Origin of the sequence: Pseudomonas gorinensis, from assembly GCF_042015035.1 — a bacterium.
GTDB classification, from domain to species: Bacteria; Pseudomonadota; Gammaproteobacteria; order Pseudomonadales; family Pseudomonadaceae; genus Aquipseudomonas; species Aquipseudomonas gorinensis.
Genome location: NZ_CP167125.1, coordinates 3,681,192 through 3,707,165, shown reverse-complemented (window position 1 = coordinate 3,707,165; position 25,974 = coordinate 3,681,192). Strand labels below are relative to the sequence as shown.

At 61.0% G+C, this 25,974-nt stretch carries 23 protein-coding genes and 1 pseudogene; 18 read left to right on the top strand and 6 right to left on the bottom strand.

The features are described from left to right. Window positions 1–19 precede the first annotated feature (19 nt). Together AB7933_RS16920 and AB7933_RS16915 are read right to left on the bottom strand one after the other, a co-directional pair. Window positions 20–745, bottom strand: a complete 726-nt coding sequence (locus tag AB7933_RS16920) for a methyl-accepting chemotaxis protein (RefSeq protein ID WP_371858036.1) — start codon at window positions 743–745, stop codon at window positions 20–22. 132 nt (window positions 746–877) lie between these two features. Continuing rightward, a pseudogene (locus AB7933_RS16915) lies at window positions 878–1,633 on the bottom strand (MCP four helix bundle domain-containing protein); the annotation flags it as partial. Window positions 1,634–1,833: 200 nt separating this feature from the next. Between AB7933_RS16915 and AB7933_RS16910 the strand changes: the two are divergent. Beyond that, on the top strand, window positions 1,834–3,045 hold the full coding sequence (locus tag AB7933_RS16910) for a multidrug effflux MFS transporter (protein ID WP_024075412.1): 1,212 nt from the start codon (window positions 1,834–1,836) through the stop codon (window positions 3,043–3,045). A gap of 93 nt (window positions 3,046–3,138) precedes the next feature. Then, window positions 3,139–3,996 carry an SDR family oxidoreductase gene (locus AB7933_RS16905; protein WP_024075411.1) on the top strand — a complete coding sequence of 286 codons (858 nt, stop codon included), beginning with the start codon at window positions 3,139–3,141 and terminating at the stop codon, window positions 3,994–3,996. A gap of 65 nt (window positions 3,997–4,061) precedes the next feature. Here the strand turns inward: AB7933_RS16905 and AB7933_RS16900 are convergent, their stop codons facing one another. Then, on the bottom strand, window positions 4,062–4,976 hold the full coding sequence (locus AB7933_RS16900; RefSeq protein ID WP_024075410.1) for a site-specific integrase: 915 nt from the start codon (window positions 4,974–4,976) through the stop codon (window positions 4,062–4,064). A gap of 107 nt (window positions 4,977–5,083) precedes the next feature. Beyond that, a complete protein-coding gene (locus AB7933_RS16895) occupies window positions 5,084–5,902 on the bottom strand; it encodes a M949_RS01915 family surface polysaccharide biosynthesis protein (protein ID WP_024075409.1) in 819 nt (272 codons plus the stop codon). 493 nt (window positions 5,903–6,395) lie between these two features. Between AB7933_RS16895 and arnC the strand changes: the two genes are divergently transcribed. From arnC to AB7933_RS16815, 16 genes are all read left to right on the top strand, one after another. Then, window positions 6,396–7,433 (top strand): undecaprenyl-phosphate 4-deoxy-4-formamido-L-arabinose transferase, encoded by a 1,038-nt coding sequence (gene arnC / locus AB7933_RS16890; protein WP_024075408.1) that lies wholly within the window; start codon window positions 6,396–6,398, stop codon window positions 7,431–7,433. After that, a complete protein-coding gene (arnA, locus tag AB7933_RS16885) occupies window positions 7,430–9,421 on the top strand; it encodes a bifunctional UDP-4-amino-4-deoxy-L-arabinose formyltransferase/UDP-glucuronic acid oxidase ArnA (RefSeq protein ID WP_024075407.1) in 1,992 nt (663 codons plus the stop codon). Before arnC ends, arnA begins: the two co-directional genes overlap by 4 nt. Continuing rightward, the gene (gene arnD / locus AB7933_RS16880) at window positions 9,421–10,305 is read left to right on the top strand and encodes a 4-deoxy-4-formamido-L-arabinose-phosphoundecaprenol deformylase (protein WP_024075406.1); all 885 of its coding nucleotides are present in this window, start codon (window positions 9,421–9,423) and stop codon (window positions 10,303–10,305) included. The genes arnA and arnD overlap by 1 nt, the downstream gene beginning before the upstream one ends. Continuing rightward, window positions 10,302–11,957 (top strand): lipid IV(A) 4-amino-4-deoxy-L-arabinosyltransferase, encoded by a 1,656-nt coding sequence (arnT, locus tag AB7933_RS16875; RefSeq protein WP_024075405.1) that lies wholly within the window; start codon window positions 10,302–10,304, stop codon window positions 11,955–11,957. The genes arnD and arnT overlap by 4 nt, the downstream gene beginning before the upstream one ends. Beyond that, window positions 11,954–12,301, top strand: a complete 348-nt coding sequence (arnE, locus tag AB7933_RS16870) for a 4-amino-4-deoxy-L-arabinose-phosphoundecaprenol flippase subunit ArnE (protein WP_024075404.1) — start codon at window positions 11,954–11,956, stop codon at window positions 12,299–12,301. The genes arnT and arnE overlap by 4 nt, the downstream gene beginning before the upstream one ends. Then, window positions 12,298–12,699, top strand: a complete 402-nt coding sequence (arnF, locus tag AB7933_RS16865; protein ID WP_024075403.1) for a 4-amino-4-deoxy-L-arabinose-phosphoundecaprenol flippase subunit ArnF — start codon at window positions 12,298–12,300, stop codon at window positions 12,697–12,699. Before arnE ends, arnF begins: the two co-directional genes overlap by 4 nt. After that, window positions 12,696–14,075: a UDP-glucose dehydrogenase family protein gene (locus AB7933_RS16860; RefSeq protein WP_024075402.1), complete on the top strand. Its 1,380-nt coding sequence runs from the start codon at window positions 12,696–12,698 to the stop codon at window positions 14,073–14,075. The genes arnF and AB7933_RS16860 overlap by 4 nt, the downstream gene beginning before the upstream one ends. Window positions 14,076–14,078: 3 nt before the next feature. Beyond that, a complete protein-coding gene (locus AB7933_RS16855; RefSeq protein WP_024075401.1) occupies window positions 14,079–15,701 on the top strand; it encodes an ArnT family glycosyltransferase in 1,623 nt (540 codons plus the stop codon). Window positions 15,702–15,914: 213 nt separating this feature from the next. Next, a complete protein-coding gene (locus tag AB7933_RS16850) occupies window positions 15,915–16,166 on the top strand; it encodes a type VI secretion system contractile sheath small subunit (protein WP_081329281.1) in 252 nt (83 codons plus the stop codon). Window positions 16,167–16,331: 165 nt separating this feature from the next. Continuing rightward, the gene (locus tag AB7933_RS16845) at window positions 16,332–17,042 is read left to right on the top strand and encodes an HPP family protein (protein ID WP_024075399.1); all 711 of its coding nucleotides are present in this window, start codon (window positions 16,332–16,334) and stop codon (window positions 17,040–17,042) included. 263 nt (window positions 17,043–17,305) lie between these two features. Continuing rightward, entirely contained in the window at window positions 17,306–18,907 is a 1,602-nt protein-coding gene (locus tag AB7933_RS16840) for an acyl-CoA dehydrogenase family protein (RefSeq protein ID WP_024075398.1), read from the top strand. 2 nt (window positions 18,908–18,909) lie between these two features. Beyond that, entirely contained in the window at window positions 18,910–20,127 is a 1,218-nt protein-coding gene (locus AB7933_RS16835) for a cytochrome P450 (RefSeq protein WP_024075397.1), read from the top strand. Between the two features lie 2 nt (window positions 20,128–20,129). Next, complete coding sequence (locus AB7933_RS16830; RefSeq protein ID WP_024075396.1) at window positions 20,130–20,531, top strand: RidA family protein; 402 nt, start codon at window positions 20,130–20,132, stop codon at window positions 20,529–20,531. Next, window positions 20,528–21,373 (top strand): alpha/beta hydrolase, encoded by an 846-nt coding sequence (locus tag AB7933_RS16825; RefSeq protein WP_024075395.1) that lies wholly within the window; start codon window positions 20,528–20,530, stop codon window positions 21,371–21,373. The genes AB7933_RS16830 and AB7933_RS16825 overlap by 4 nt, the downstream gene beginning before the upstream one ends. Window positions 21,374–21,507: 134 nt before the next feature. Further along, window positions 21,508–22,611 (top strand): enoyl-CoA hydratase/isomerase family protein, encoded by a 1,104-nt coding sequence (locus AB7933_RS16820; RefSeq protein ID WP_024075394.1) that lies wholly within the window; start codon window positions 21,508–21,510, stop codon window positions 22,609–22,611. A 3-nt stretch (window positions 22,612–22,614) separates the two neighbouring features. Further along, window positions 22,615–23,766 carry an acyl-CoA dehydrogenase family protein gene (locus tag AB7933_RS16815; RefSeq protein WP_024075393.1) on the top strand — a complete coding sequence of 384 codons (1,152 nt, stop codon included), beginning with the start codon at window positions 22,615–22,617 and terminating at the stop codon, window positions 23,764–23,766. 288 nt (window positions 23,767–24,054) lie between these two features. On the opposite strand, the gene AB7933_RS16810 is transcribed toward AB7933_RS16815, so the two are convergent. After that, window positions 24,055–24,828, bottom strand: coding sequence for an enoyl-CoA hydratase (locus AB7933_RS16810; protein ID WP_024075392.1), 774 nt, complete (start codon window positions 24,826–24,828; stop codon window positions 24,055–24,057). 11 nt (window positions 24,829–24,839) lie between these two features. Then, window positions 24,840–25,967 (bottom strand): acyl-CoA dehydrogenase, encoded by a 1,128-nt coding sequence (locus tag AB7933_RS16805; RefSeq protein ID WP_024075391.1) that lies wholly within the window; start codon window positions 25,965–25,967, stop codon window positions 24,840–24,842. Window positions 25,968–25,974 lie beyond the last annotated feature (7 nt).

The window sequence follows — 25,974 nt, the reverse complement described above, 5'->3', positions numbered from 1 at the left end:
TAAGTTACATTAAAAACCATCAAAGGCGAAAACGATCGACTGACTGTGAGAGCTCACCTGCCAGCAAGGACAACTCATCCGTCGTCGAGGCCGTTTGTGTTATCACCCGAGTATTGTTTTCCGACATGCCCGCGATCATCTCCACTTGATGGGCAATTTCATTACTGGCCAGGCTCTGCTCGCTGATGGTGCGGGAAATATCGTTCACCAGTTCCGTGGTATTGAGGGTGGCCTGCAGAATTTCGCGGATGGCGCGCTCGACGTCAGCGGTCACCGCCATGCCTTTATCGACTTGGGCGACGCCCTCCTCCATGCTGGTCACCGCCTCCCGGGTGCTTTGCTGGATACGCCCGACCATGCTGGCGATTTCCTGGGTGGATGCACTGGTGCGTCCGGCCAGGCTGCGCACTTCATCGGCGACCACCGCAAAACCACGCCCCTGCTCACCGGCGCGAGCGGCCTCAATCGCGGCGTTCAGGGCCAATAGGTTGGTTTGGTCGGCGATCCCCTTGATGACCTGGATAATGCTGAAGATCGCTTCGGATTCCTTGTCCAGTGTACGGATCACCAAGGCCGACTGCTGCGCTGAACGGGCAATGCCGTCCATGTCACTGACTACCTGGTGAATCACCCGCCCACCATCGGTGGCCAAGGCTTGCGCCTGGTTGGCCATGGTCAGGGCTCGTCCGGCATGGCGGGTGATTTCCTCAATACTGGCGGTCATTTCACTCGCCGCTGCGGCCATGGTACTGGCGGCGGCGCTTTGCTGTTGGCTACTGCCTGACACCTGATGGCAGCCATGGCTCAGTTGCTCGCTCATGCCATTGACGCCTTGGGCATTGCTGCGCACCACTTCGATCATGCCGCGCAAATCCCGCTGCATTGTGGCGAGGCTACGGATCAGCGCGCTGGCTTCGTCCTTGCGTTTGGGCTCGATAATCGGCTCGCTCAAGTTGCCATGGGCAATACTGTCGGCGATACGGCTGGCGGCCTGCAACGGCCCCATAATGCTCAGGGTGACCCAGCGCCCTTGCGCCAGGAGCAGCAAAAGACTGGCAATCAATACCGCGCCCAGGGTGAAGTTGGCGTTGCTGATAGTCTGGCGCGTCTCGCTGCCGGTTTGTTGGGTGTTGTTTTCGATCAGGCCACTCAAGGTCGCCATCTGTTCTTCCAACTGGCTGAAAATGCTGTTGAACGCGCCCAGATCGGCACGAGCAGCCTCTGGATTCTCCAAGGCCAGCGCGACGATACGCTCGCTGGCGCTGATATAGGTGTCGAGACTCGGTTTGATTTTTTCCAGGGCGGCCTTGAGCGTGTCATCCAGCGGCAGCTTGAGGTTATCTCCCAATACCTGCCGGAAGTGTTCGGCATGCTCGTTCAGCGAGGCAGTGACCTCGGCTTTGGTGCTGGTGCTTTTGCCCAACCCCACCAACATGGCCGACAACACGTCGGCGCGCAGGGCGTCGTGCATCATGTCGGCTTCCATATGGTTGCGCAGCACCGTCATGCTGACCTCGTTGTCCCGCACGGCATCGCTCATCTGGTTATTCCCCAGATAACTGGCCAGGCTCATGATCAGGGCCGTGATCAACCCGGTCGCAATCAACAACATCAAGCGTAGTTTGATCGTCATGCTGGTTTTCCCCATAGCCTGGACCGCCGGTTGGTAGCCCTACCGCTTGAACATCACTGAACACGTTATCGGCTGAAGCTCTATGTTATTGAAGCCTAAGTTCGAGCAACTGCGCGGTTTACCTCAAAGCCGGTGCAGCGGCTTGTTTGCAGGGAAGCGGTTCTTTAAGCTGATCGGCCTTTGCTTCGCCCGGAACTGCCATGCCCAAACGTATCGCCCACCTCGCCGTGCTGTTGGGCCTGATCACCGCCGTCGGCCCCTTCGCCATCGATATCTACCTGCCCGCGCTACCGACCTTGGGTGCCAGCCTGAGCGCTTCGCCTTCGGCAGTGCAGATGAGCCTCACGGTGTTCTTCATGATCATTGGTGTGTGCCAGTTGTTCTATGGCCCGATCAGCGACGTATTCGGGCGCAAGCTGCCGATCTACGCCGGCCTGTTGATCTTCGCCGTGGGCAGTATCGGTTGTGCCTTGGCGCCGAGCATTGAAGTATTGATTGGTTTTCGCGCGGTTCAGGCCTTTGGTGCGTGTGCCGGGATGGTGATTCCCCGGGCGATTGTGCGCGACCTGTACACCGGCCATGAGGCCGCGCGCCTGATGGCATTGCTGATGCTGGTGATGAGTGTGTCGCCGATCCTGGCCCCGCTGGCCGGTAGCCTGGTCATCTCGCTCTGGAGTTGGCGCGAGGTATTCGTGGTACTTGCCGTGGTGGCACTGCTCTGCCTGGTGATGACCATCGTGCAACTGCCCGAAACCCACCCCGCCGAACGCCGGCTGGGCAAGACCCTGGGCAGCGCGTTCGGCAGCTACGGCGCCCTGCTGCGCAACCCGGTGTTCACCGGGTTGTCGGTGGTGTGTGGGTTTGGCCTGGCGACGTTCTTCGTGTTTATCGGCAGCGCACCGTTCGTATATATCGAGTATTTCGGCCTGACGCCGACCCAATTCAGCCTGTGCTTTGCGCTGAACGCGGCCTCGTTCTTTGCCATGAGCCAACTCACCGCACGCCTGAGCGCACGCTTTGGCCTGGCGCCGTTGATTCGCTGGTCGGTGGTGGCGGTAGCGGCGGTCATGCTCGTGTTGGCCACCACCACGCTGTGGGGCAGCCACTTGGCCTTGATGATGACGCTGCTGTTTATCGGTTTTGGCTTTCTCGGCTTGCTGTTGCCGGCCGCCGGGGTGCTGTCCCTGGAGGATCATGGCGCGGTGGCCGGTTCTGCGTCAGCCCTGCTCGGTGCCATTCAGATGATCACCGCGGCCGCGTCCATGACCCTGGTCGGGTTGTTTGCAGACCACACCCCGGCCCCCATGCTACTCGGTATCGCGCTGTGTGCCGTGGCCGCAATGCTCACCACTTTATGGACCTTGCGCCGTCTGCCGGCACACTTGCGCTCCAGTGGCCTGCCTTCGCCGTAACCATTCGTCGGGCCTGGAAGGCATCCATTACAACTATCGCGGGCGGGCAAACACCTAATTCCATAGCACCCTTAAACAGCTACGGAGTTTGAAATGACCGACTACCCTCGCCCGCCTTTCGCCCCTCAAGCCCAATCGGTACCCGGCTCCCAGAAAAAAATGGACCCGTACCCCGACTGCGGCGAGCAGAGCTACAAGGGCTCAGGCCGGCTGGCGAATAAAATCGCCCTGATTACCGGTGCCGACAGCGGTATTGGCCGCGCTGTGGCCATCGCATTTGCCCGCGAAGGCGCCGATGTGGCGATCGCCTACCTGGACGAACATGAAGATGCCCGTGAAACCGCACGCTGGGTCGAGGAAGCCGGTCGCCAGTGCCTGTTGTTGCCCGGCGACATCGCGCAAAAGGCCAACTGCCAGGCGCTGGTCGACAAGACTGTCGAACAGTTCGGTCGCATCGATGTGCTGGTGAACAATGCTGCCTTCCAGATGACACACGAAACCCTCGAAGAAATCGAGGATGAAGAATGGGTCAAGACCTTCGATATCAACATCACCGCGATGTTTCGTATCTGCAAGGCCGCCCTGCCCCATATGAAGGCCGGCAGTTCGATCATCAACACCAGTTCAGTCAATTCCGACATGCCCAAGCCGACGTTGCTGGCCTATGCCGCCACCAAAGGCGCGATAGCCAACTTCACCGGTGGCCTGGCGCAGTTGCTGGGCAGCAAGGGTATTCGCGTCAACAGCGTCGCACCCGGCCCAATCTGGACGCCGTTGATCGTGGCGACCATGCCCGATGAAGATGTGCAGAGTTTTGGCAGCGAAACACCGCTGGGCCGTCCTGGGCAGCCGGTAGAGGTGGCGCCGATCTATGTGCTGCTGGCCTCGGACGAAGCCAGCTACATATCGGGCTCCCGTTACGCCGTCACCGGCGGTAAACCGATCCTCTGATCCTGCACATTACCCGGTGGGAGAGGCTTGCTCCCTCCCACACGGTTGAACAGTGCGCTGATCGTTTACAAATCAAACCGGTCCACCGCCCGCCGCCGCTCGTTGTCGTCACGCACGTCATAACTGGCGGTGGTCTGGATATTGGTGTGGTGCGCCAGTTTCTGTGCGATCGACAGGTCGTGCTCTTCGATCACCCGCGTGATAAACGAGCGGCGGAAATCGTGGGGCATGATCTTCACGCCGACCTGCTCACCGCGCTGACGGGCAATGTAGTAAATCGCGTGCTTGGTGATGCGCTCGCGTGTGATATGGCTGCCCCGACGGATGCGGTTGAAGAGAAAGGTATCGTCTTGTTCACCTTCCTTGAGCTGTTCGCGGCGAAACGCCAGCCAGGCCTGCAACTTGGCGAAAGCCCAGTCTGGCGCGTACTTGACCAGCTCCTTGTTGCCCTTGCCGATCACCCGCAAGCTGCGTTCCTGGAAATTGATCTGCCCCAGGTCGAGGTTGACCGATTCCGACTTGCGCATACCTGAACCGTAGAGGATGCCGATCACAGCGGCATCGCGCAGGCCCTGGGGGCGCGGGTCGGCGGCGCAGACTTCCATCATTTCGCGGATCAGCGTGCGTCGCAGGTTGCGCCCCTGGCCCAGGCGGCTGCCAGGAGTCGCCTTGACCGAACGCATCTTCAACAGATGCTCCTGGCTGATCAGGCTGATGCGCCAGGCTTCGTTCATCACCCCGCGCACTGCGTTCACATACAACGATGAGGTATTGGGGGCATAGCCGTCCTCGCGCAAGGCAGCGACGAGCGCGATCACGTGTTCAGGTTGCAGCAGGTGCCAGTCAATGTCTTCGAGGTTGATGTCCTCGTACCCCAGGCGGTCGGCTGCGTCTTGCAGCACATAGCGCATGGTCAATTGGCTGGAGGGGGCCAGGCGAGTGAGATAGAGGGTCAGTGGATTGCGGATAGACTCAGTCAAGGTAGATCAGCCTTTGGATTAAATACCTCGATCAAGTCATTGTTAAATCGAGGTATTTAGTGAATGGCGAGGGGCGAGTCTAACGCAGGACCCGCCCGCCTGCCACATCACGGGGCCGTTTCGTCATCCTCGGTGGGTTCCTGAGGCTGAGGTAGGGTCTGGGACTGGCTCCACTCGGCATCCTGCTTCTGCATCAGCGCAAACCAGTGCTGGCGCATGAACGTCAGGTAGTTCTCCGGCGCCTTGGCAAAATCCTTCTCGTCGGTATAGCAACCCGGCAACGGCAGTTCGGTACCCTGCTCCTTATACTGGCTGACCAGCGCCTGTTGCCCGGCTACGCTGCAGTCCTTGGGCAACGGCATGCCGCGCAGTGCGCCGGCCTCTTCGTCCCACCAGCTGGCGCCGTAGCGGTCGACACCGCGCAAACGGTACTTCTGCGACTTGCCCACATGCATGATCAGCTTGAATTCGTTAGGGCTGACATCGCTGGTGCAGGTGCGCGAGTAACCCACGGTAGCCTGGGTGAGGCCGTCGCCGGCCAGGTCGGTGACCTTGGTGGCAGCCATGTCGAAGTGCAACGCCGCGTCGAACTCACAATGCTGTACATCGTCGTAGAGCATCCACATGCGTTTGGGGCGGTCGCCATCGATCAGGTATTGGGCTGCATAGACAAATGCCGATTGGGTGCCATCGTCCTCGCGTTCATTGAGTTGTTCGGCGAGCACCAGCAGGTTCTTGCCCTGACGGTCGTCCCATGTATAGGCGGCAACCTGCTTACCACGGACTTCAACGCCCTCCGGCACCTGGGTGACCGGGGTCAGCGCCACCCCCTCATCGGCCCGCACGGTCGTGATACACGCCATCGTCATCAACAAGCCCATCAACGCGGGCCGCAACTGGCCACGCAAAAGCTGCACGCTATTCATCCGAGTACCCTGGCAAGAGATGGCTTACTTTACCGGCACTTGAGCGGCAATGCAGAGAAGATTGTTGAATAAATTCGGCGGTCGAAGCCGTTGTTTGCCCGCAGGCTCCCATCAGCGGCCAACACGCGTCTATTTCGCGGATTTACCGCACGGCTCAACACGTTAGGTACCTAGCTGAACCCTAGCTGTCTACCTGTCAAATAAACGAGTTTTTCATCAGGCTTTCATATTCGTACAACATTTTTACGCTTAATCTTGGGCTCACGGACTTGAGAGCAAACCGCGCTTTACGGACTAACTAGTTGATTACCCTTTACCTTTGCGCGAAATGGTCTTTACTCCAGTTCACTTAGGAAGAACACACGGTCAGCCTTCAGGACGTTGAATGAACACCACGCACCCCACTGCCTTTTGATCAGTTGCCTGCATTTTCGCCCACTGATTGCTGCTGTTTTCACGCACCAAGCTGATCTAACCCCGAGGTCATGAATCTTTGAAACCCTACCCTATTCATTGTGTGTCGATCGTTATTCCGGTCTACAACGAACAAGAGAGCCTGCCTGAATTGCTGCGTCGCACCACCGCAGCCTGCAAGCAACTGGCCTACGAATACGAAATCATCCTGGTGGATGACGGTAGCCGTGACAAATCCGCCCAGTTGCTGGAAAACGCCGCCGAAGAAGACGGTAGCAACGTGGTGGCGGTGATCCTTAACCGCAACTACGGCCAGCATGCGGCGATCATGGCTGGTTTCGAGCAGTGCCGCGGCGACGTGGTGATTACCCTCGACGCCGACCTGCAGAACCCGCCGGAAGAAATCCCGCGCCTGGTGGAACAAGCCGCCCTGGGTTACGACGTGGTCGCCACCGTGCGCAACAATCGCCAGGACTCGGCCTTCCGCCGCTGGCCTTCGCGCCTGATCAACCTGGCCGTGCAACGCTCCACCGGTGTGGCCATGACCGACTACGGCTGCATGCTGCGCGCGTACCGCCGCACCATCGTCGACGCCATGCTTGCCTGCCGCGAGCGCAGCACCTTTATCCCGATCCTGGCCAACGGGTTTGCCCGCCACACCACGGAAATCCTCGTAAACCACGCCGAGCGCGAGCACGGCGAATCCAAATACAGTGCCATGCGCCTGATCAGCCTGATGTTCGATCTGCTGACGTGCATGACCACCACCCCGCTGCGCCTGCTGTCTATTGTCGGCTTCTGCCTGGCGGGCCTGGGCGGGCTGTTCGCATTTGCGCTGATCATCCTGCGCCTGGCCTTCGGTGCCCAATGGGCCGGTGATGGCACCTTCGTGCTGTTTGCGGTGCTCTTCGTGTTCACCGGCGGCCAGTTCATCGGCATGGGCCTCTTGGGTGAATACCTGGGCCGCATGTACAGCGATGTGCGCGCCCGCCCTCGGTTCTTTATTGAAAAAGTGCTGCGCAACCAACCGGCAGCACCGGCACCCGTGGTCGTCGTCGACGGCCTGGCGTCCTCCCATACCACCACTACTTCTCCTTCCGATCAGGTTTCGTCATGAATTCAAAAGCCGTTGTATTCGCTTATCACGATATTGGCTGTGCTGGCATTGAAGCCTTGCTGACGGCTGGCTACGACATTGCTGCCGTGTTCACCCATGCCGATGACCCCAAGGAAAACAATTTCTACGGTTCCGTCGCGCAACTGTGCGCCCGCAACGGCATCCCGGTGCATGCACCGGAAGACGCCAACCACCCGTTGTGGATCGAGCGCATCGCCAAGCTCAACCCGGACTTCATCTTCTCGTTCTACTACCGCAACCTGCTCAGCGAAGCCCTGTTGGCCACCGCCAGCAAAGGCGCGTTCAACCTGCACGGTTCGCTGTTGCCGAAATACCGTGGCCGCGCACCGGCCAACTGGGTACTGGTCAAGGGCGAAACCGAAACCGGCGTGACCCTGCACCGCATGGTCAAGCGTGCCGACGCTGGCGCTATCCTCGCCCAGCAGAAAGTCACGATCGAGCGCACCGACACCGGCCTGACCCTGCACGCCAAACTGCGTGACGCCGCCACCAACCTGCTGCGCGATGCCCTGCCACAACTGGCCGCGGGCAAGCTGACTGAAACCGCCCAGGACGAAAGCCAGGCTACCTATTTTGGCCGCCGTACCGCCGCTGATGGCAAGCTGGAGTGGAAAAAGCCGGCTGAAGAACTGTTCAACCTGGTGCGTGCCGTGACCCAGCCTTACCCAGGCGCCTTCTGCGCCGTGGGCGAGCACAAGCTGATCGTGTGGCAAGCCGAAGTCGTCAAGGGCAACGAAGGCCTGGCGCCCGGCCGCGTGATCAGCGTCAACCCGCTGCGCATCGCCTGCGGCGAAGACTCCCTGGTGGTCAAGTTCGGCCAGCGCAATGACAACGGCCTGTACCTGGCCGGCCCGTCCCTGGCCAACGAATTGGGCCTGGTCGACGGCTCCGTCCTGCGCGGCGCCGAATCCGGCCGCAAGCCACGTCGTACCCGTGTACTGATCCTAGGCGTGAACGGCTTTATCGGTAACCACCTGTCCGAGCGCCTGCTGCGTGACGACCGCTACGAGGTCTACGGCCTGGATATCGGCTCCGACGCCATCGAGCGCCTGCGCAGCCACCCGAACTTCCATTACGTGGAAGGCGATATCAGCATCCACACCGAGTGGATCGAGTACCACATCAAGAAGTGCGACGTCGTCCTGCCGCTCGTGGCCATCGCCACTCCGATCGAATACACCCGCAACCCGCTGCGCGTGTTCGAGCTGGACTTCGAAGAAAACCTCAAGCTGGTGCGCTACTGCGTCAAGTACAACAAGCGCGTGATCTTCCCATCGACCTCCGAAGTCTATGGCATGTGCCAGGACCAGTACTTCGACGAAGACACCTCCAACCTGGTGGTCGGCCCGGTCAACAAGCAACGCTGGATCTACTCGGTCTCCAAGCAACTGCTCGACCGCGTCATCTGGGCCTACGGCGACAAGGGCCTGAAATTCACCCTGTTCCGTCCGTTCAACTGGATGGGGCCACGCCTGGACCGCCTGGATTCGGCGCGTATCGGCAGCTCCCGTGCGATCACCCAGTTGATCCTGAACCTGGTGGAAGGCACCCCGATCCGTCTGTTCGACGGTGGCGAGCAAAAACGTTGCTTCACTGACATCGCCGACGGTATCGAAGCCCTGGCCCGTATCATTGATAACGACAACGGTGTCTGCGATAGCCAGATCATCAACATCGGCAACCCGGAAAACGAAGCCAGCATCCGTCAACTGGGCGAAGAACTGCTGCGTCAGTTCGAAGCTCACCCGCTGCGCAGCAACTTCCCTCCGTTCGCCGGTTTCCGCGACGTAGAGAGCAAGGCGTTCTACGGCACCGGTTACCAGGACGTGGCGCACCGCAAGCCAAGCATCGAAAACGCCAAGCGCCTGTTGAACTGGGAGCCAACCGTTGAGATGAGCGAGACCATCGGCAACACCCTCGACTTCTTCCTGAAAGAAGCCATGCTCGAAATCGCGGACAAGAAGTAATGCAGGCAGGTCTTCGCATTGATGTCGACACCTACCGTGGCACCCGTGAAGGTGTGCCGCGGTTGCTCGAATCCCTGGATGAAGCCGGGGTGAAAGCGACGTTCTTCTTCAGTGTTGGGCCGGACAACATGGGGCGCCACTTGTGGCGCCTCATCCGCCCGCAGTTCCTGTGGAAGATGCTGCGTTCCAATGCCGTAGGCCTGTATGGCCTGGATATCTTGCTGGCCGGCACCGCCTGGCCGGGCAAGCCGATCGGTCGTGACCTGGGGCACTTGATGCGCCAGGCCAAGGCCGCCGGGCACGAAGTCGGCCTGCACGCCTGGGATCACCACGGTTGGCAGGCCAACACCGGGCGCTGGAGTGAGGCACAACTGGTGGAGCAGATCCGCCGTGGCGTCGACACCCTCAGCGATATCCTCGGTGAACGCATCGACTGTTCAGCGGCGGCCGGTTGGCGTGCCGATGAACGCGTGGTGCAAGCCAAGCAAGGCTTCAACTTTCGCTACAACAGCGATTGCCGGGGCACCAGCCTGTTTCGACCGACATTGGCCGATGGCAGCGCGGGCACCCCACAAATTCCGGTAGACCTGCCGACCTTCGACGAAGTCGTCGGGCCGGTGGTGGCTGCCAAGGACTTCAACCGCTTCATCCTCGACCGCTTTGCCGAGTCGAAGCTGAACGTCTACACGATCCACGCAGAAGTAGAAGGGATTCTGATGGCCAATGATTTTCGCCAGTTGCTGGCCCAGGCAGGGCAGCGCGGCATCGACTTCAAACCCCTGGGCGACTTGTTGCCCGCGGACCTGACCACCCTACCCCAGCAACACCTGGTGCGTGGCGCCCTGAGTGGGCGTGAGGGCTGGCTTGGAGTGCAACAGGCATGATCCGCCGTTGGGCGCTGCCCCTGCTACTGTTGGCGTTCGGTGTGTTTTATCTGCTGCCGCTGGCCACCCATGGCCTGTGGATTCCGGATGAAACCCGCTACGCACAGATCAGCCAGGAAATGCTGCTGACCGGCAAGTGGGCCTCGCCGCACTTCATGGGCATTCGCTATTTCGAAAAGCCGGCCGCCGGTTACTGGATGATCGCGCTGGGCCAGGCGATCTTTGGGCAGAACCTGTTCGGCGTACGCTTTGCCTCAGCGTTTAGCACCGGCTTGAGCATCCTGCTGGTGTACCTGGTGTCGCGCCGGCTGTGGAATGACCCGCACAAGAGCCTGGTCAGTACCGTGCTCTACATGAGCTTCGTCAGCGTCGCCGCCCTGGGCGGTTACGCCAACCTGGACCCGCAGTTCACCTTCTGGGTCAACCTGACAGGCGTGGCGCTGTGGTTCTGCTTCGATAACACCACGCGTAACGGTCGCCTGGGCGCCTGGGCATTGCTGGGCCTGGCCTGCGGCATGGGTTTTATGACCAAGGGTTTTCTGGCGTGGCTGCTGCCCGTGCTGATCGCCCTGCCCTACGCAATCTGGCAAAAACGCTTTCGCGAGTTGCTCGGCTACGGCGTGGTCGCTGTGGTCGTGGCCATCGTCGTCAGCTTGCCCTGGGCGTTGGCCGTGCACTCGCAGGAGCCGGATTACTGGAACTTCTTCTTCTGGCACGAGCATATCCAGCGCTTCGCCGGCGAGGACGCCCAGCACGCCGAGCCATTCTGGTACTACCTGCCGCTGCTGGTAGCCTTCTCGTTGCCGTGGGTGGCATTGCTGCCGGCTACGCTCAAGCAGGCCTGGCTGGAAAAACGCACCCCCAGGATCGCCTTCCTGTTGTTGTGGTTGCTGATGCCGCTGGCGTTCTTCAGCCTGGCCAAGGGCAAGCTGCCGTCCTACATCATGCCGTGCCTGCTGCCGCTGGCCTTGCTGATGGGCAACGCCCTGGCCGATAAACTGGCTCAGGGTCGCGACCGCGCCTTGCGCATCAATGGCTGGCTGAACCTGGTGATCGGGGTCGTGGCGCTGCTGGCGTTGACCTGGCTTCAACTGAAAAAACCGGTGTACGAGCACGGCCAGGAAACCCTGAGCCTGGTGCTGGTATTCGTTTTCCTGTTCGGTTGGATCATCGTCAACCTGCTGCAAGCCGCGCGCCCGCTGAAATGGTGGGCGGCACCGGTGCTTGGCAGCTGGCTGCTGGTGGCGTTGGCCCCGGCTGCGCTGCCCCATTCGGTGGTGTACAACAAGACCCCGGATCAGTTCATCATCGATCACCTGCCGGCCCTTCAACCGTCTGCCGCGTTGCTGAGCAATGACCTGGGAGCGGCATCGGCCCTGGCATGGCGCCTGCAACGCCCCGACGTCACCCTCTATAACACCGTCGGCGAAGTGAAATACGGCCTCGCCTACCCGGACGCCACCCATCACAAGGTCGACATGACCCAGGTCAAGCAATGGATGAGCGATGCGCGTAAAAAAGGCGTAGTCGGCGTGGTGATGCGCGTTAAAGGCGAGGATGAAATAGCCGAGGTTGCGTTACTGCCTGAAGACGGCCAGCGCTTTGAGCAAGGCAATCTTGTGATTCTGATCTTCCCGCAGGTTGCGCCATGATCACCCTGCTGCTGTTGTTGAGCGCCTGCCTGCTCACCTGCATGGGCCAGGTCTCGCAGAAGTTTGCCGTGGAAAGCTGGCGCGACCAGCCCGACGGCTGGGCGCTGAAACTGCGTTCACCCTGGCTGTGGGCTGCCCTGCTGTGCCTGGGCTTCGGCCTGCTGGTGTGGTTGCTGGTGCTGCAGCGCCTGGAGGTCGGAGTGGCTTACCCGATGCTGAGCCTGAACTTTGTGCTGGTCACACTGATGGCGCGCTTTGTGTTCAAAGAGCACATCGACAGCCGCCATTGGCTGGGCGTGGCATTGGTGATTGCCGGTGTCGTGCTGCTGGGGCGTCAGGTATGAGCCGGGCGCAAGGTTTTGCCCTGGCCCTGGGCAGTGTCGGCCTGGTCAGCGCCGCCCAGTTGGGCATGCGCTGGAGCATGACGCGCCTGCCCCTGCCCAACGAATGGCTCACCACCACCATCGACCTGTCTGCCCTGGGCGTAGTGATCCTGGCGATCATCGCCTATGCGCTATCGATGCTCTGCTGGCTCGGCGCGCTTAAACACCTGCCCCTGGGCCGCGCCTATTCGCTGCTCAGCATCAGCTACGCGCTGGTGTACCTGCTGGCAGCCAGCCTGCCGGTGTTCAACGAACATTTTTCGCTTTCAAAAACCCTGGGGGTGGCCTTGGTCATCCTCGGAGTACTGGTTATCAACTCTCGCCGTGCTAGCGCTGCAAGCCCCAGGAATGCCCCATGAAAATCAGTGTATTTGGTAGTGGTTACGTCGGTCTGGTGCAGGCCACCGTATTAGCCGAAGTCGGTCACGATGTCATCTGCATGGACGTTGATCAGAACAAGGTCAAGCTGCTGCAGCAGGGCCATGTGAGCATTTTCGAGCCAGGGTTGGCAGCGATGGTCAAGGAGAACCTGGAAAGCGGTCGACTGAACTTCACCTATGACGAAAAACTCGCCGTCGAACATGGTGAAGTGCTGTTTATCGCCGTGGGTACGCCGTCTGATGAAGACGGTTCTGCCGATTTGAAATACGTGCTGTCGGTGGGCGACGCAGTTGCCCGTCATCGCATCGAACCGGTGATCCTGGTGGAAAAATCCACCGTTCCCGTCGGCACCGGCGACACTTTGCGCGCCCATATCGAGAAAGCCCTGCACCTGGCTGGCCGGCACCTGGAGTTCGATATCGTCTCCAACCCGGAATTCCTCAAGGAAGGCTCGGCGGTTGCCGACTGCCGCCGCCCGGACCGGATCATCATCGGCTGCGAGCGCGAAGAAGTGCGCGATGTCATGCGCGACCTGTACGCGCCGTTCAACCGCAACCACGACCGCATCATCTTCATGGACCTGCGCAGCGCCGAACTGACCAAGTACGCCGCCAACTGCATGCTGGCCACCAAGATCAGCTTTATCAACCAGATCGCCGAGCTGGCCGAACACCTGGGGGCGGACATCGAAGCCGTGCGCCTGGGCATTGGCGCCGACTCACGGATTGGCTACCACTTCATCTACCCGGGGTGCGGCTACGGCGGCTCGTGCTTCCCCAAGGACATGCGTGCTCTGATCCACAGCGCCAAGCAGGCCAACTGCTCCAGCGACCTGCTGGAAGCCGTGGAAGCCATCAACCAGCGCCAGAAGAGCAAGCTGTACGAGCGCGTCAATGCCTTCTTCAAGGGCAACCTGCGTGGCAAGACCTTCGCGCTGTGGGGCCTGGCCTTCAAGCCCAACACCGACGACATGCGTGACGCCCCAAGCCGCGTGCTGATGGAAGCACTGTGGGCCGCCGGCGCCAATGTGCGCGCCTTTGACCCGGAAGCCATGCAGGAAACCCAACGCATCTACGGCGATGACCCGCGCCTGATGCTGATGGGCACCCCCGAATCCACCCTGAGTGGCGCCGATGCGCTGATTGTCTGCACCGAATGGCAGCAGTTCAAGGCACCGGACTTCGACCTGATCCACCAGCGCCTGAAAACCCCAGTGATCTTCGACGGCCGCAACTTGTACGACGGCGAGCGCCTGGCACGCAAAGGCTTCCAGTATTTCCCAATGGGCCGTGGCGACTCCTGCCAGTTGCCGATTCCCCAGCAGCAGTGGGTACCGCAGGTTGTGGAAGCCTGAGACGTGAACAAAGCTCAAGCGCCCCTGCTCACTGCAACGATTCGCCGACAGTCCCTTGGCTTGGGGCTGCTGGCGTTGCTGTTGTTCATTGCCGGCAACTGGCACCAGGCTATCATCGGCTTTGACTCGCGCTTCGTAGTGTTCGCCCAGGAGATGCTGCGCCATGGGCCAAGCTTCTTCCCCACGACCTACGGGCAACCCTACGCCGACTACCTGGCGACCTCGACACTGATGACCTGGCTGCTGTCCTTGCCCTTGGGCCAGGTCAACAGCTTCACGGCCTGGTTGCCAACGTCCATTGCTTCGGCGCTGATTGTCATGCTGGTGTACCGCCTGACGGCGCCGTACTCCCAGCGCTGGGGCCTGCTGAGCGTAGCGATGTTGCTGCTCAGCAGCACCTTCATCAGCGAAACCCGCGCCGTTTCCTTGGACCAGATGCTCGCGGCTGTCGCCCTGGCCGTGTTCTACCTGGGTTATGCCCATGATCACTTCGGTGCGGGCAAGCGCCTGCACTGGCTGTATCTGCTTTTGCTCGTGGGGTTTGCGATTCGCGGGCCGATCGGCCTGGTGATCCCTACGGGCGTGCTGTGCAGCTACTACCTGATCAACCGGCAATGGCGCCAGCTGTTCAGCTTTGGCTTCCTGGCCCTGGCCCTGCTGGTGGCGTGTGTCGGCCTGCTGTTGCTGCTGGCCAAGCTCAGTGGCGGCGAAGTGTTCATGCAAGACGTGATCCGCATGCAGTTCATGGGGCGCATGGATGGCAGTGAAGGCTCCAGCGGTGTGCTGTATTACTTCACCAGTTCCATGGGCAATTACGCGCTGGCCTACCCGTTGGCCTTGCTGGTGCTGCTCGCGGTGGCGATAGGAGGACGGCGCGCGCCGGATCCAGCCCTGCAGTTGGTGCTGTATTGCGCGGCGGCGGGCCTGCTGGTGATGCTCGGCTTGTCGGTTCCCCAGGCCAAGAAGGCGCGGTATGTGCTGCCGATGCTGCCGATGGCGGCAATAATTGCGGCGTATCCGTTCCAGGTGACGCAGGGCCGCCTGTTTGGCTGGTTGCGCGGCCTGATGCTGGGGCTGTGGACGCTGCTGCCGGGGCTGCTGATCGTCGGCCTGTGGCTGGCGCGCCCACGCTATCCCGAGCAATTGAGTCATCTTGGCGGCGTCTTCGGCATACTTGGCGTGCTGCAGGTACTGGCGCTGCTGGCGCTATTCAAGTCACGGCTGCGCTCACTCGCGCCTGCCTTGACCGCGGTGCTGGCGGTATGGAGCACTTACATTCTGGTGGTCGAACCGCTGGAGCGCAGCCTCTACGACACCCGCACCTTCAGCCTTGCTGTTCAGGCGCAGGTCAAGCAGCAACCGGCGCCTGTCGTGCTGCATGCCCTGGGCAAGGACGCCAAGGCGATCAAATTGATCGTCAACCTTGATTGCGACCGGGTACCGCTGTTTACCCAACTGCCTGCCGAACTGGCGACGATCCAGGGGCCAGCATGGCTGGTGATGAGCAAAGCTGACTTTGAAGAGCTGCAAGACCCGCGTTTTCGTTCGATCACGCCAACGCTCACCGGCGAGTTCGACAAGAACCCCTACGTGCTGCTGCACCTGTCCAAAACCATCCAACCGTGACGCTGCCGGCTTCGGCCGGCACTTCCCGGAAAACTCCTACACAACTATGGGTAATGGCGCGTGGCGCTCCCCTTCCCCGTGCTCGAAGCCCAGCGGTAAACTCGCTCGTCAAAGGCGGTAACTATTTGCCACGCCTTGATCGAATGGATAACGACAAGGACGCTATCAGCCGCAGGCAACCCAGTGGCGTACCTCATTAAAAAGGATGATGCCGTGCGCGATGACTTATTGCTTGATGCTCCTTTTCCGTTGACGCATGAGCACGTCCATCTCGGCTACATCCCCATCCCCAGGCTGGAACGCCTCATGGAATTGCGTAACGCCCTGGTGGCGCTGAAAGGTCCATTGTCCAACGACCCCAAGGTGCGCGAAAACCTGCAGGAACGGCTCTTGAGCGATGAACTGCATAATCGCATCCTCGGCCAGGTCTGCCAGGCCCCCACTCCTTCGCCGCAGCTCAACTGAGTTCATCATTATTGAACTTAACCTTCATTAATATGCATTGGCGACCTTGCATCAAGGCCGGCACACTACGCAGGTTCCTCCCCCAAATGTTGGAACGTTCAAAGGGCTTTTCCGGGCAACCAGGCAAGCCTTTTTTTTCGCCTGCTGTTGACGGACCCTTTCTCAATGCTTGCTCGCTGGTTACCTGCTGCTATCAATACCCGCCCCGCCGAATGGAGCCGTGCCGCGATTGGCATGGCCCTGGGCACCCTGCTCAGTGTCTGGGTATGCGCCCAAGTGTTTGGCATGGAAGTCGCCCTGCACTTGCTGGGGCCTCTGGGCGCTTCGGCAGTGTTGCTGTTCGCCGTCTCATCCGGTGCGCTGGCGCAGCCGTGGTCGATCATCGGCAGCTACCTGTGCGCCGCAGTGGTCGCGCTGTTGGTTGCTCGGGTACTGGGGCGCACCCTGGGCAGCGCCTGCCTGGCGGCGGGCATGACCGTCATCCTGATCTGCTGGCTGCGCTGCCTGCACCCGCCGGCGGGCGGCCTGGCGATGACGCTGGTACTGGCCGACCCCAGCTCGGCGGCCCTCGGCTGGCAGGAACTGCCGGCGGTCATGCTCGGCGCCGCTGCCTTACTCATGTGCGCGCTGGCCTACAACAACGCCACACGCACGCGCTATCCCAAGGGCGCGACCGAGGTACCGGGTATCTTCACGAATAAGTCTCAGGCAGCAAGAGACCCATCGATCACCGCCGCCGACCTCAAGTTGGCGTTAGCCGACATGGAGCAGTTCTACGACATCGAGCCCTCCGAGCTGGAACAGCTGATCCACGCTGCCGAAAGCCATGCGCGGCGCAGAAGTATCGGCCAAGTGTTGGCGAGTCGCGTGGAGTAGGCGCATTCACGACGAATGGTGTTTACGCCCGTGTGTGATGGGCTAAGGTTGTACAAACCACTTGTTGTTGTCTGCTTTTCTCTGAATTCTGGATCGCCGTAAACCAGTAGCGAAGACATTGGATCGTCTGGCTATCAATGGGTGCTCACAGAGCGGTGATACAGGTCAAGGCTTTCCCGGTTCCGCTCTCATCGTCGTTCCACATGCTGGCCCTCCTGCTCAAGTGTTTTGAATGCTCCATTCAAACCTGGTGAGGATCCATCGTGGACGACCACTTGCAGAAGGTGCTGCGCGCGCCGCTTTTCGACCCCCGACAGCGTTATCACCTGCCCCTTAGAGCCTACATGGACCTGACGATCAGGCGCATGCATGCGATTTTCGATGCGGGGCTGATCAACAACGACATGTGGCTCGGCCAACCCGACGCTTCACATTTTCGAGACCTGTGCGAACGCATCGGCCTGATCGGCGCCTACGACTACGCTCTGTATTCCTCGCTGGTGGATCACATGATCGCCGCCAACGCCCTGCTGACCCAGGGCAGCCCCGAGCAGGTGGCGCGCTACCGTGATGAAGTCATCCAGATGCGTGCGGTGTATGCGTTTGGCTGTACTGAAATCGCCAGTGGCACCGACGTCCGTAACCTCAAGACCACCGTCACCTATGATCCTGAACGGCACTGCCTGGTGCTCGATTCGCCCTGCGCAGAGGCCTGCAAGTATTGGATCGGCAACAGCCTGCACGCGGCGCAGGTGATAATGGTGCTCGCGCGCTTGCTGGTCGACAGCCAAGACCAGGGGCACCACTGGTTTCGCGTGGTGATTCGCGACCAGGAAAACGGCCCTCTGCGCCCAGGGCTGAAGGTCATTGCCTGTGACCCCAAGGGCGGTATTCATGCCAATGAAGTTGGCGCCTTGCGTTTTTGCCAGATGCAACTGGGTACCGATGCGCTGTTGCAGCGCTACGCACGGTTTACCGCCAATGGACAGTTCATCAGCGACTTGCCCAAAGGCGAGCGCTTCATCAATGCACTGGAAACGTTCCTGCAAGAGCGCCTGTTGTTGATGGCCGCCTCGCGCCACGGCGCCGGGCTGTGCGCATACCTGACGTATCGATTTGGCCGCCACCGGCTGTTAGCGGCCGGCCCGTTGCTCGGCAACCCGCTGTTCCGTCAGCGCCTCTATAACGCCCAGCTCAAGGCACTGGCGCTCAAGTACCTCGAACAGGCCATCCTCACCCGCTTCGAAGCACACTGGCCGCATACCGAGCAGCGCAAGGCGCTGCATATCCTCGCGGCCCTGAGCAAATGCGTCGGTACCTGGATGGGACTGGAAGTGATCGCCCAGTGCCGCGAACTCTGCGGCTCCCTGGGATTCCATCACTACAACCAGATCGTCACCCTGCGCATGGACTTAGAAATCAGCATTACGTTCGCCGGTGACAACAGCGTGATGGCCTATCAGGTAATCAAGGATGCCCTGGCGCGCCCACGCTTCGACCACGTACCGCCGTGCAACCTTGGCCAGCAGATCGAGCAAACCATTGTCCAGGAGTGCCGACCGGGCAACGACTTTTCCCATCGACAGGCGGTCGGGCTGGCGTACGCCCGCGCACTCGACCTGATCATCCAGGCCGCCGAATCCGCACGCCTCCAGCCGCCCATCCTGCACGACCTGACCCACGTATTTGTTGCGTACCTGCACCACTGGGGCCTGCTCGCCAGCCCCGCGGAACAGCGGCCCAGCGCGGCACGCCTCGCCCAATTGGCCGCTTGGTTGAAACCACCTTCGGTGTTGGTCGATGCACCGATCGCCAAAGCCGACTACATCCATCAATTCACCCGTGCACTGTACAGGGAGCAATGAACATGGCCCGTCCATCACCGCCCGACTTTTCCAACCCAGACACCGTTCGTGATCCCTATCCGGCGTTTGCCTGTCTGCGCGAACATTATCCGGTGTACTGGTGCCCCCATTTCAACGCCTGGATGCTGACCCGTTTTGATGACGTCTACGCAGCGCAGGGTGATGCCAGGCGCTACTCCTCCGACCGGATACGCCAATTGGTGAATGCCCAATTGCCAGAGGACAAACGCGCGATGGTCGAGCCTTTTGTGGAAAAAGCCTCGCGGTGGATGTATGCCCAGGACGGCCAGGCCCACCAGGCCAGTCGCCAATTGTTGAGCCGGGCCTTTACCCCGCGCGCCATCGACGCATTGCGCGCAGACATCCAGGCGATTGTCGATGAGCTGCTGTCGCAATTGAGCGACGAACCGGAGCTGATGGCCGAGCTGTTCAACCAGGTGCCGGCGCGTATCCTGGCCAAACTCTATGGGATCCCGCAAAAAGACGCGCTGAGGCTGCGGCGCTGGACTGATGACATTCTGGTGTTTCTGGTGGGCAGCCTGGACCCGGCGTATGGCCCCCGCGAAGCCCTGCAAGGGCTGGAAGAAATGTATGAGTATTTCGGCGACCTGATCGATCAGCGCCGCCAGGCGCCCGAAGACGACCTTGTCAGCCGTGTGATCGCCGCGGGCGAGGCAGCTGCCATCACCAAGGGCAATTTACTCGCGCAACTGGCGTTCGTGCTGGTGGCCGGCAACACAACCAGCGCCGACATGCTGGGTATTGGCCTGCTGCACTTGCTGCTCAATCCCGATCAGTTGCAGGCGCTGCGGGCCGACCTTTCACTCATGGCGTGCGCCATCGAAGAAATGCTGCGGATCGACCCCTCGGGTCAATTCAGCCACCGCGTGCTGCGGGAGGACATCGAACTCAAGGGCCGCATGATGCGCAAGGGCGAGCTGGTATTTCTGGTCCGCGCCGCCGCCAACCGCGACGCCGCGCACTTCCTGGACCCGGACCGTTTTGATATCCGACGCGAAAAGAACGACCACCTGGCCTTTGGGCGCGGCGAACACTTCTGCATGGGGACCGCGTTGTTTCGGCTGGAGGCCCATATCGTGTTCACCAGCCTGCTGATGCGATTCCCCAACCTGCGCTTGATCGATGGGCAGCCACCGGTTTGGCGCACCAACAACTTGCAGTTTCGAGGCCTGAAAACCATTCATGTGGAGCTCCACTGATCATGAACAACGATCCGATTCAGCGCTGCTTCTCAGCGGCGAAATGGGAAAAGGCCGGTGGCTACTGCCGCGCGTTGCGGGCCGGTAACATCATTGTCACCAGTGGCACAGTGGCCTTTGACGAAGACGGCAACCCCTACGCCCCAAACGACGTGTACCTGCAGACCCGGCGCTGCCTGGAGATCATCGAAGCGGCGCTCCAGCAGTTGGGCACGGACCGTACCCGAATAATTGCCACGCGCATGTACACCACCAACGTGAATTGGTGGCCGGAAATCGCCAAGGCCCATAAAGCGTTTTTTGATGGCTGCGAACCGACCACCATGTTGCTGGGCGTCTGCGCGCTGATCGGTCCGGAATATCTGGTGGAAATCGAAGCCCAGGCACAGGCCGCGACACCATGACCCCGGAACAAGCACGCAAGGAGGTGCGCGATGCCGTGGTCATGGACGTCAGCGACCTGACCTTGGCGACCGAGGGACGACCAGTGGGGGTGCGCCTGTACCGCCCCGCGCGCCCTGCCCCGGCGCCGGTGCTGATGTACTTCCACGGTGGCGGTTGGGTCACCGGGGACCTGGACACCCACGACAGCTTTTGCCGGGTCATGAGTGAGTGGGCAGGTTGCGCCGTGGTGGCGGTGGATTACCCCCGCCCACCGGAACACCGCTTTCCCGCGGCGGTGAAGAGCTGCTATACCGCCACTTCCTGGATCGCCCGCAACGGTGCGTCCCTTGGGCTGGATCCGCAGCGCATCGCGGTCGCCGGGGGCGGATCGGGTGGTGGGTTGGCGGCGGTGATCTGCCAAATGGCCAGGGACCTGGGCGCCCCGCCCATCGGTTTCCAACTGTTGCTGTACCCAGTGCTCGACTGCCTGGCGCGCAACCGCTCCCGCAGGAACTTTGCCAACGGGTTTGGCCTGACAGCCGAACTGATGGACTGGTACCTCGACCAGTACGTACCGCCCGGTATTCCCCTGGGGCATCCCTGGCTTTCGCCGGCGCGCGATACCTCGCTGCAAGGGTTGCCCGCAGCCCTGATCATTACCGCCGGCTGCGACCTCTTGCGCGATGAAGGGCGCGCCTTTGCACGTGGCTTGAAACGGGCAGGCGTGCCGGTGCAACACAAGGAGTACACCGGCATGCCTCATGGCTTTATCAACTATCCTGCCACTGAGGCCAGTGCCCGGCGTGCCGTGCTGCTCTGTGCCGAGGCCCTGGCAGGTTTTTTCGACCCGCCCCCAGCCTGAGCGGCACTTCTGCATAAATGCAAAAACGACCTGCAGGATTCCGGGTTGTACTGGGCAAATTTGCACTGGTAGGATCGCGAGATGGTTCATCCGCAAACATCTAGATAAAGAACAATAAAAGCAGGGAGTTACAGATGACTGCTCAGGTTTCATCCGAAGCAAGCCATACCGATAATCTGCAGCACGAAGTACTGGCCCAAGTACGTAACCATATTGGCCACCTCACCCTCAATCGCCCTGCCGGCTTAAACGCCATCACCCTGGACATGGTCCGCAGCCTGTCTCGCCAGCTGCAGGCCTGGGCCGATGACCCTCAGGTCTACGCCGTGGTACTGCGCGGTGCCGGCGAAAAAGCCTTCTGTGCCGGTGGCGATATCCGTTCCCTCTACGACAGCTTCAAGAACGGCGACACGCTGCACGAGGATTTTTTCGTCGAGGAATACGCCCTCGACCTGGCCATCCACCATTACCGCAAACCCGTACTGGCCCTGATGGACGGGTTTGTCCTTGGCGGCGGCATGGGCCTGGTGCAAGGCGCGGATCTGCGCGTCGTCACCGAACGCAGTCGCCTGGCGATGCCGGAAGTGGCTATCGGTTATTTCCCTGACGTGGGCGGCAGTTATTTCCTGCCGCGCATCCCAGGCGAGCTGGGTATCTACCTGGGCGTCACCGGCGTGCAGATTCGCGCGGCTGACGCGCTGTACTGCGGGCTGGCGGATTGGTACCTGGACAGCACCAGGCTGGCCGACCTCGACCAGAAACTCGATCGCCTGGCATGGCAGGACTCCCCACTCAAGGACCTGCAAGGCGTACTTGCCAAACTGGCCGTACAGCAACTGCCCGACGCGCCGCTCGCGGCCTTACGCTCGCCTATCGATCATTTCTTTGCACTGCCGGACGTACCGAGCATGGTCGAACAGTTGCAGGAAGTCACCGTGGCTGACAGCCATGAATGGGCCATGACCACCGCCAACCTGATGAAAACCCGCTCGCCGCTGGCCATGGCGGTGACCTTGCAAATGCTGCGGCGCGGTCGCCGTCTCCCTCTGGAACAGTGCTTTGCCCTGGAGCTGCACCTGGACCGCCAATGGTTCGAGCGTGGCGACCTGATCGAAGGCGTGCGCGCCCTGATTATCGACAAGGACAAAACCCCACGTTGGAATCCGCCGACGCTCCATGAGTTGGATGCCAACCATGTCGAGAGCTTCTTCCACACCTTCAAGCAGGTTGCGAACTAAGTCATGCAAGATATTGAATACACTGAAGAACAAGTCATGATTCGTGACATGGCACGCGACTTTGCCCGTGGCGAAATCGCCCCACACGCCCAGGCCTGGGAAAAAGCCGGCTGGATCGATGATGCCCTGGTCGCCAAGATGGGCGAGCTGGGCCTGCTGGGCATGGTCGTGCCGGAAGAATGGGGCGGCACCTACGTCGATTACGTGGCCTATGCCTTGGCGGTGGAAGAAATTTCCGCCGGTGACGGCGCCACGGGCGCACTGATGAGTATCCATAATTCAGTGGGTTGCGGGCCTATCCTCAACTACGGCACCACCGAACAGAAACAAACCTGGCTGGCGGACCTCGCCAGCGGCCAGGCCATCGGCTGCTTTTGCCTGACCGAACCCCAGGCGGGGTCCGAAGCCCATAACCTGCGTACCCGCGCCGAATTGCGCGACGGCCAGTGGGTGATCAACGGCGCCAAGCAGTTTGTCAGCAACGGCAAGCGCGCCAAGCTGGCCATTGTGTTCGCCGTCACCGACCCTGAACTGGGCAAGAAAGGCATCTCCGCCTTCCTGGTGCCCACCGATACGCCCGGGTTCGTGGTGGACCGTACCGAACACAAGATGGGCATTCGCGCCTCCGACACCTGCGCCGTCACCCTCAACCAATGCACGGTCCCCGAGGCCAACCTGCTGGGTGAGCGCGGCAAAGGCCTGGCAATTGCCCTGTCCAACCTCGAAGGTGGCCGTATTGGCATCGCCGCCCAGGCCTTGGGCATAGCCCGTGCCGCCTTTGAAGCGGCGCTGGCCTATGCCCGTGACCGCGTGCAGTTCGATAAGGCAATCATCGAGCACCAGAGCGTCGCCAACCTGTTGGCCGATATGCAAACCCGGCTGAATGCCGCGCGCCTGCTGATCCTGCACGCCGCGCGCCTGCGCAGTGCCGGCAAGCCCTGCCTGTCTGAGGCGTCCCAGGCCAAGCTGTTCGCCTCGGAAATGGCTGAAAAGGTCTGCTCCTCGGCCATGCAGATTCATGGAGGGTATGGGTACCTGGAGGATTACCCGGTGGAGCGTTACTACCGGGATGCGCGGATCACGCAGATTTACGAAGGCACCAGCGAGATCCAGCGGATGGTGATTGCCCGAGAGCTCAAGAATTACCAGCTTTGATTGAAACGGCTGTGGGAGGGGGCTTGATGTGGCAAGTGGAATTGATGCGGCAAGTGGGCTTGATGCGGCAAGTCGGCTTGATATGGTGAGCGGGCTTGTTGTGGCGAGCGGGCTTGCCCCGCGTTGGGGCGCGAAGCGGCCCCAAAACCCGACGATTTAATAGGCCTGGATAAACGCGGGGGGCTTATTGGGGCTGCTTCGCAGCCCAACGCGGGGCAAGCCCGCTCGCCACAACAGGCCCACTCGTCACAACAAGTCCATTTGAACCCCGGTGTTCCGGATACCGGGTTATCTATCCTTGAACGCTGGCGCGCGCTTGGCCACGAACGCCGCCATCCCTTCCTTCTGATCCTGGGTGGCGAACGCTGCGTGGAACACCCGACGCTCAAAGCGCACACCTTCCGACAGGCTGACTTCAAACGCGCGGTTCACGCTTTCCTTGACCATCATGCTGATCGGTACCGACTTGCTGGCGATCAGGGTGGCGACTTTCAGCGCTTCGTCCAGCAGTTCATCGGCTGGCACGATACGCGCGACAATCCCGCAGCGTTCCGCTTCCACCGCGTCGATGAAGCGCCCGGTCAGGCACATTTCCATGGCCTTGGCCTTGCCCACCGCGCGGGTCAGGCGCTGGGTGCCGCCCATGCCTGGCAGGACGCCAAGGTTGATTTCCGGCTGGCCGAACTTGGCAGTGTCGCCGGCGAGGATAAAGTCGCACATCAGCGCCAGCTCACAGCCGCCGCCGAGGGCGAAGCCGTTGACCGCGGCGATGATCGGCTTGCGGCGGTTGGCCACACGGTCGCTGTCGCTGAACAGGTCGTCGAGGTAGATCCGGGGGTAAGTCAGCTCGGCCATTTCCTTGATGTCGGCGCCGGCGGCGAAAGCCTTCTTCGAGCCGGTGAGCACGATGCAGCCGATTTCCGGGTTGGCTTCCAGGCTGTCGAGCGCCAGGTTCAGCTCACTGACCAGTTGCGCGTTCAGCGCGTTCAGGGCTTGCGGGCGGTTGAGGGTGATCAGTCCGACACGGCCTTGGACTTCGAGCAGGATGGTTTCGTAACTCATGTTTCGGCTCCTTAAAGATTGCGTGAAATGACCATGCGCTGGATATCGCTGGTGCCTTCGTAGATCTGGCAGACCCGCACATCGCGGTAGATCCGCTCCAGGGGGAAGTCGCTCAGGTAACCGTAACCGCCCAAGGTTTGCAAGGCGGCCGAACAGACTTTCTCGGCCATTTCCGAAGCGAACAGCTTGGCCATGGACGCCTCGACCAAGGCCGGTTTGCCTCTGTCACGCAGGGCGGCGGCGTAATGCACCATCTGACGGGCAACCGCGATTTGCGTGGCCATGTCCGCCAGGCGGAACGCCACGGCCTGGTGGTCGATCAAGGCTTTGCCAAAGCTTTCGCGTTCACGGGCGTAGTCGCGCGCCGCTTCGAACGCTGCGCGGGCCATGCCCACCGATTGCGAGGCAATACCGACGCGACCGCCCTCAAGGTTGGCCAGGGCGATACGGTAGCCTTCGCCCTCCTCGCCCAGGCGATTCGCCACCGGCACCTTCACATCCTCAAACAGGATCTGGCAGGTGTCGGAGGCATGCTGCCCCAACTTGTCTTCAACCCGCGCCACGGTATAGCCCGGTGAATTCGTCGGCACGATGAATGCGCTGATCCCGCGCTTGCCCGCGGCGGGGTCGGTGACCGCAAACACGATCACGATCCCGGCGTTTTGCCCGGAGGTGATGAACTGTTTGCAGCCGTTCAACACGTAATGGTCGCCTTCCAGGCGCGCCCGGGTTTTCAGGCTGCTGGCATCGGAGCCCGCTTGGGGCTCGGTGAGGGCAAAGGCGCCGAGCATGGCGCCGCTGGCCAGGGGTTTGAGGAATTGTTCTTTCTGCTGATCGTTGCCGAACGTGAGAATCGGCACGCAACCGACGGAGTTGTGCACGCTCATGATGGTCGAGCACGCGCCGTCACCTGCGGCGATTTCTTCCAGGGCCATGGCATAGGCCAGGTAGCCGGTGTCGCAACCGCCCCATTGTTCCGGCACCAGCATGCCGAAAAAGCCCAATTCGGCCATTTCGCCGATGGCTTCCTTGGGAAAGCGGTGCTCGCGGTCCCATTCGGCGGCGAACGGTTTCAGGCGTTCCTGGGCAAATTGCCGGGCCGCGTCACTGATTTGCAGCTGTTCGTCATTCGGGAGCATGGTACAG

Bases quoted from the DNA above. Each gene is read 5' to 3' on its own strand.
- arnF (WP_024075403.1), top strand. From the start codon at position 12,298: ATGAGCCGGGCGCAAGGTTTTGCCCTGGCCCTGGGCAGTGTCGGCCTG.
- AB7933_RS16830 (WP_024075396.1), top strand. From the start codon at position 20,130: ATGAACAACGATCCGATTCAGCGCTGCTTCTCAGCGGCGAAATGGGAA.
- AB7933_RS16835 (WP_024075397.1), top strand. From the start codon at position 18,910: ATGGCCCGTCCATCACCGCCCGACTTTTCCAACCCAGACACCGTTCGT.
- AB7933_RS16845 (WP_024075399.1), top strand. From the start codon at position 16,332: ATGCTTGCTCGCTGGTTACCTGCTGCTATCAATACCCGCCCCGCCGAA.
- arnT (WP_024075405.1), top strand. From the start codon at position 10,302: ATGATCCGCCGTTGGGCGCTGCCCCTGCTACTGTTGGCGTTCGGTGTG.
- arnA (WP_024075407.1), top strand. From the start codon at position 7,430: ATGAATTCAAAAGCCGTTGTATTCGCTTATCACGATATTGGCTGTGCT.
- AB7933_RS16910 (WP_024075412.1), top strand. From the start codon at position 1,834: ATGCCCAAACGTATCGCCCACCTCGCCGTGCTGTTGGGCCTGATCACC.
- AB7933_RS16815 (WP_024075393.1), top strand. From the start codon at position 22,615: ATGCAAGATATTGAATACACTGAAGAACAAGTCATGATTCGTGACATG.
- AB7933_RS16810 (WP_024075392.1), bottom strand. From the start codon at position 24,828: ATGAGTTACGAAACCATCCTGCTCGAAGTCCAAGGCCGTGTCGGACTG.
- AB7933_RS16895 (WP_024075409.1), bottom strand. From the start codon at position 5,902: ATGAATAGCGTGCAGCTTTTGCGTGGCCAGTTGCGGCCCGCGTTGATG.
- arnE (WP_024075404.1), top strand. From the start codon at position 11,954: ATGATCACCCTGCTGCTGTTGTTGAGCGCCTGCCTGCTCACCTGCATG.
- AB7933_RS16860 (WP_024075402.1), top strand. From the start codon at position 12,696: ATGAAAATCAGTGTATTTGGTAGTGGTTACGTCGGTCTGGTGCAGGCC.
- AB7933_RS16920 (WP_371858036.1), bottom strand. From the start codon at position 745: ATGGCCGCAGCGGCGAGTGAAATGACCGCCAGTATTGAGGAAATCACC.
- AB7933_RS16805 (WP_024075391.1), bottom strand. From the start codon at position 25,967: ATGCTCCCGAATGACGAACAGCTGCAAATCAGTGACGCGGCCCGGCAA.
- arnD (WP_024075406.1), top strand. From the start codon at position 9,421: ATGCAGGCAGGTCTTCGCATTGATGTCGACACCTACCGTGGCACCCGT.
- AB7933_RS16825 (WP_024075395.1), top strand. From the start codon at position 20,528: ATGACCCCGGAACAAGCACGCAAGGAGGTGCGCGATGCCGTGGTCATG.
- AB7933_RS16905 (WP_024075411.1), top strand. From the start codon at position 3,139: ATGACCGACTACCCTCGCCCGCCTTTCGCCCCTCAAGCCCAATCGGTA.
- AB7933_RS16820 (WP_024075394.1), top strand. From the start codon at position 21,508: ATGACTGCTCAGGTTTCATCCGAAGCAAGCCATACCGATAATCTGCAG.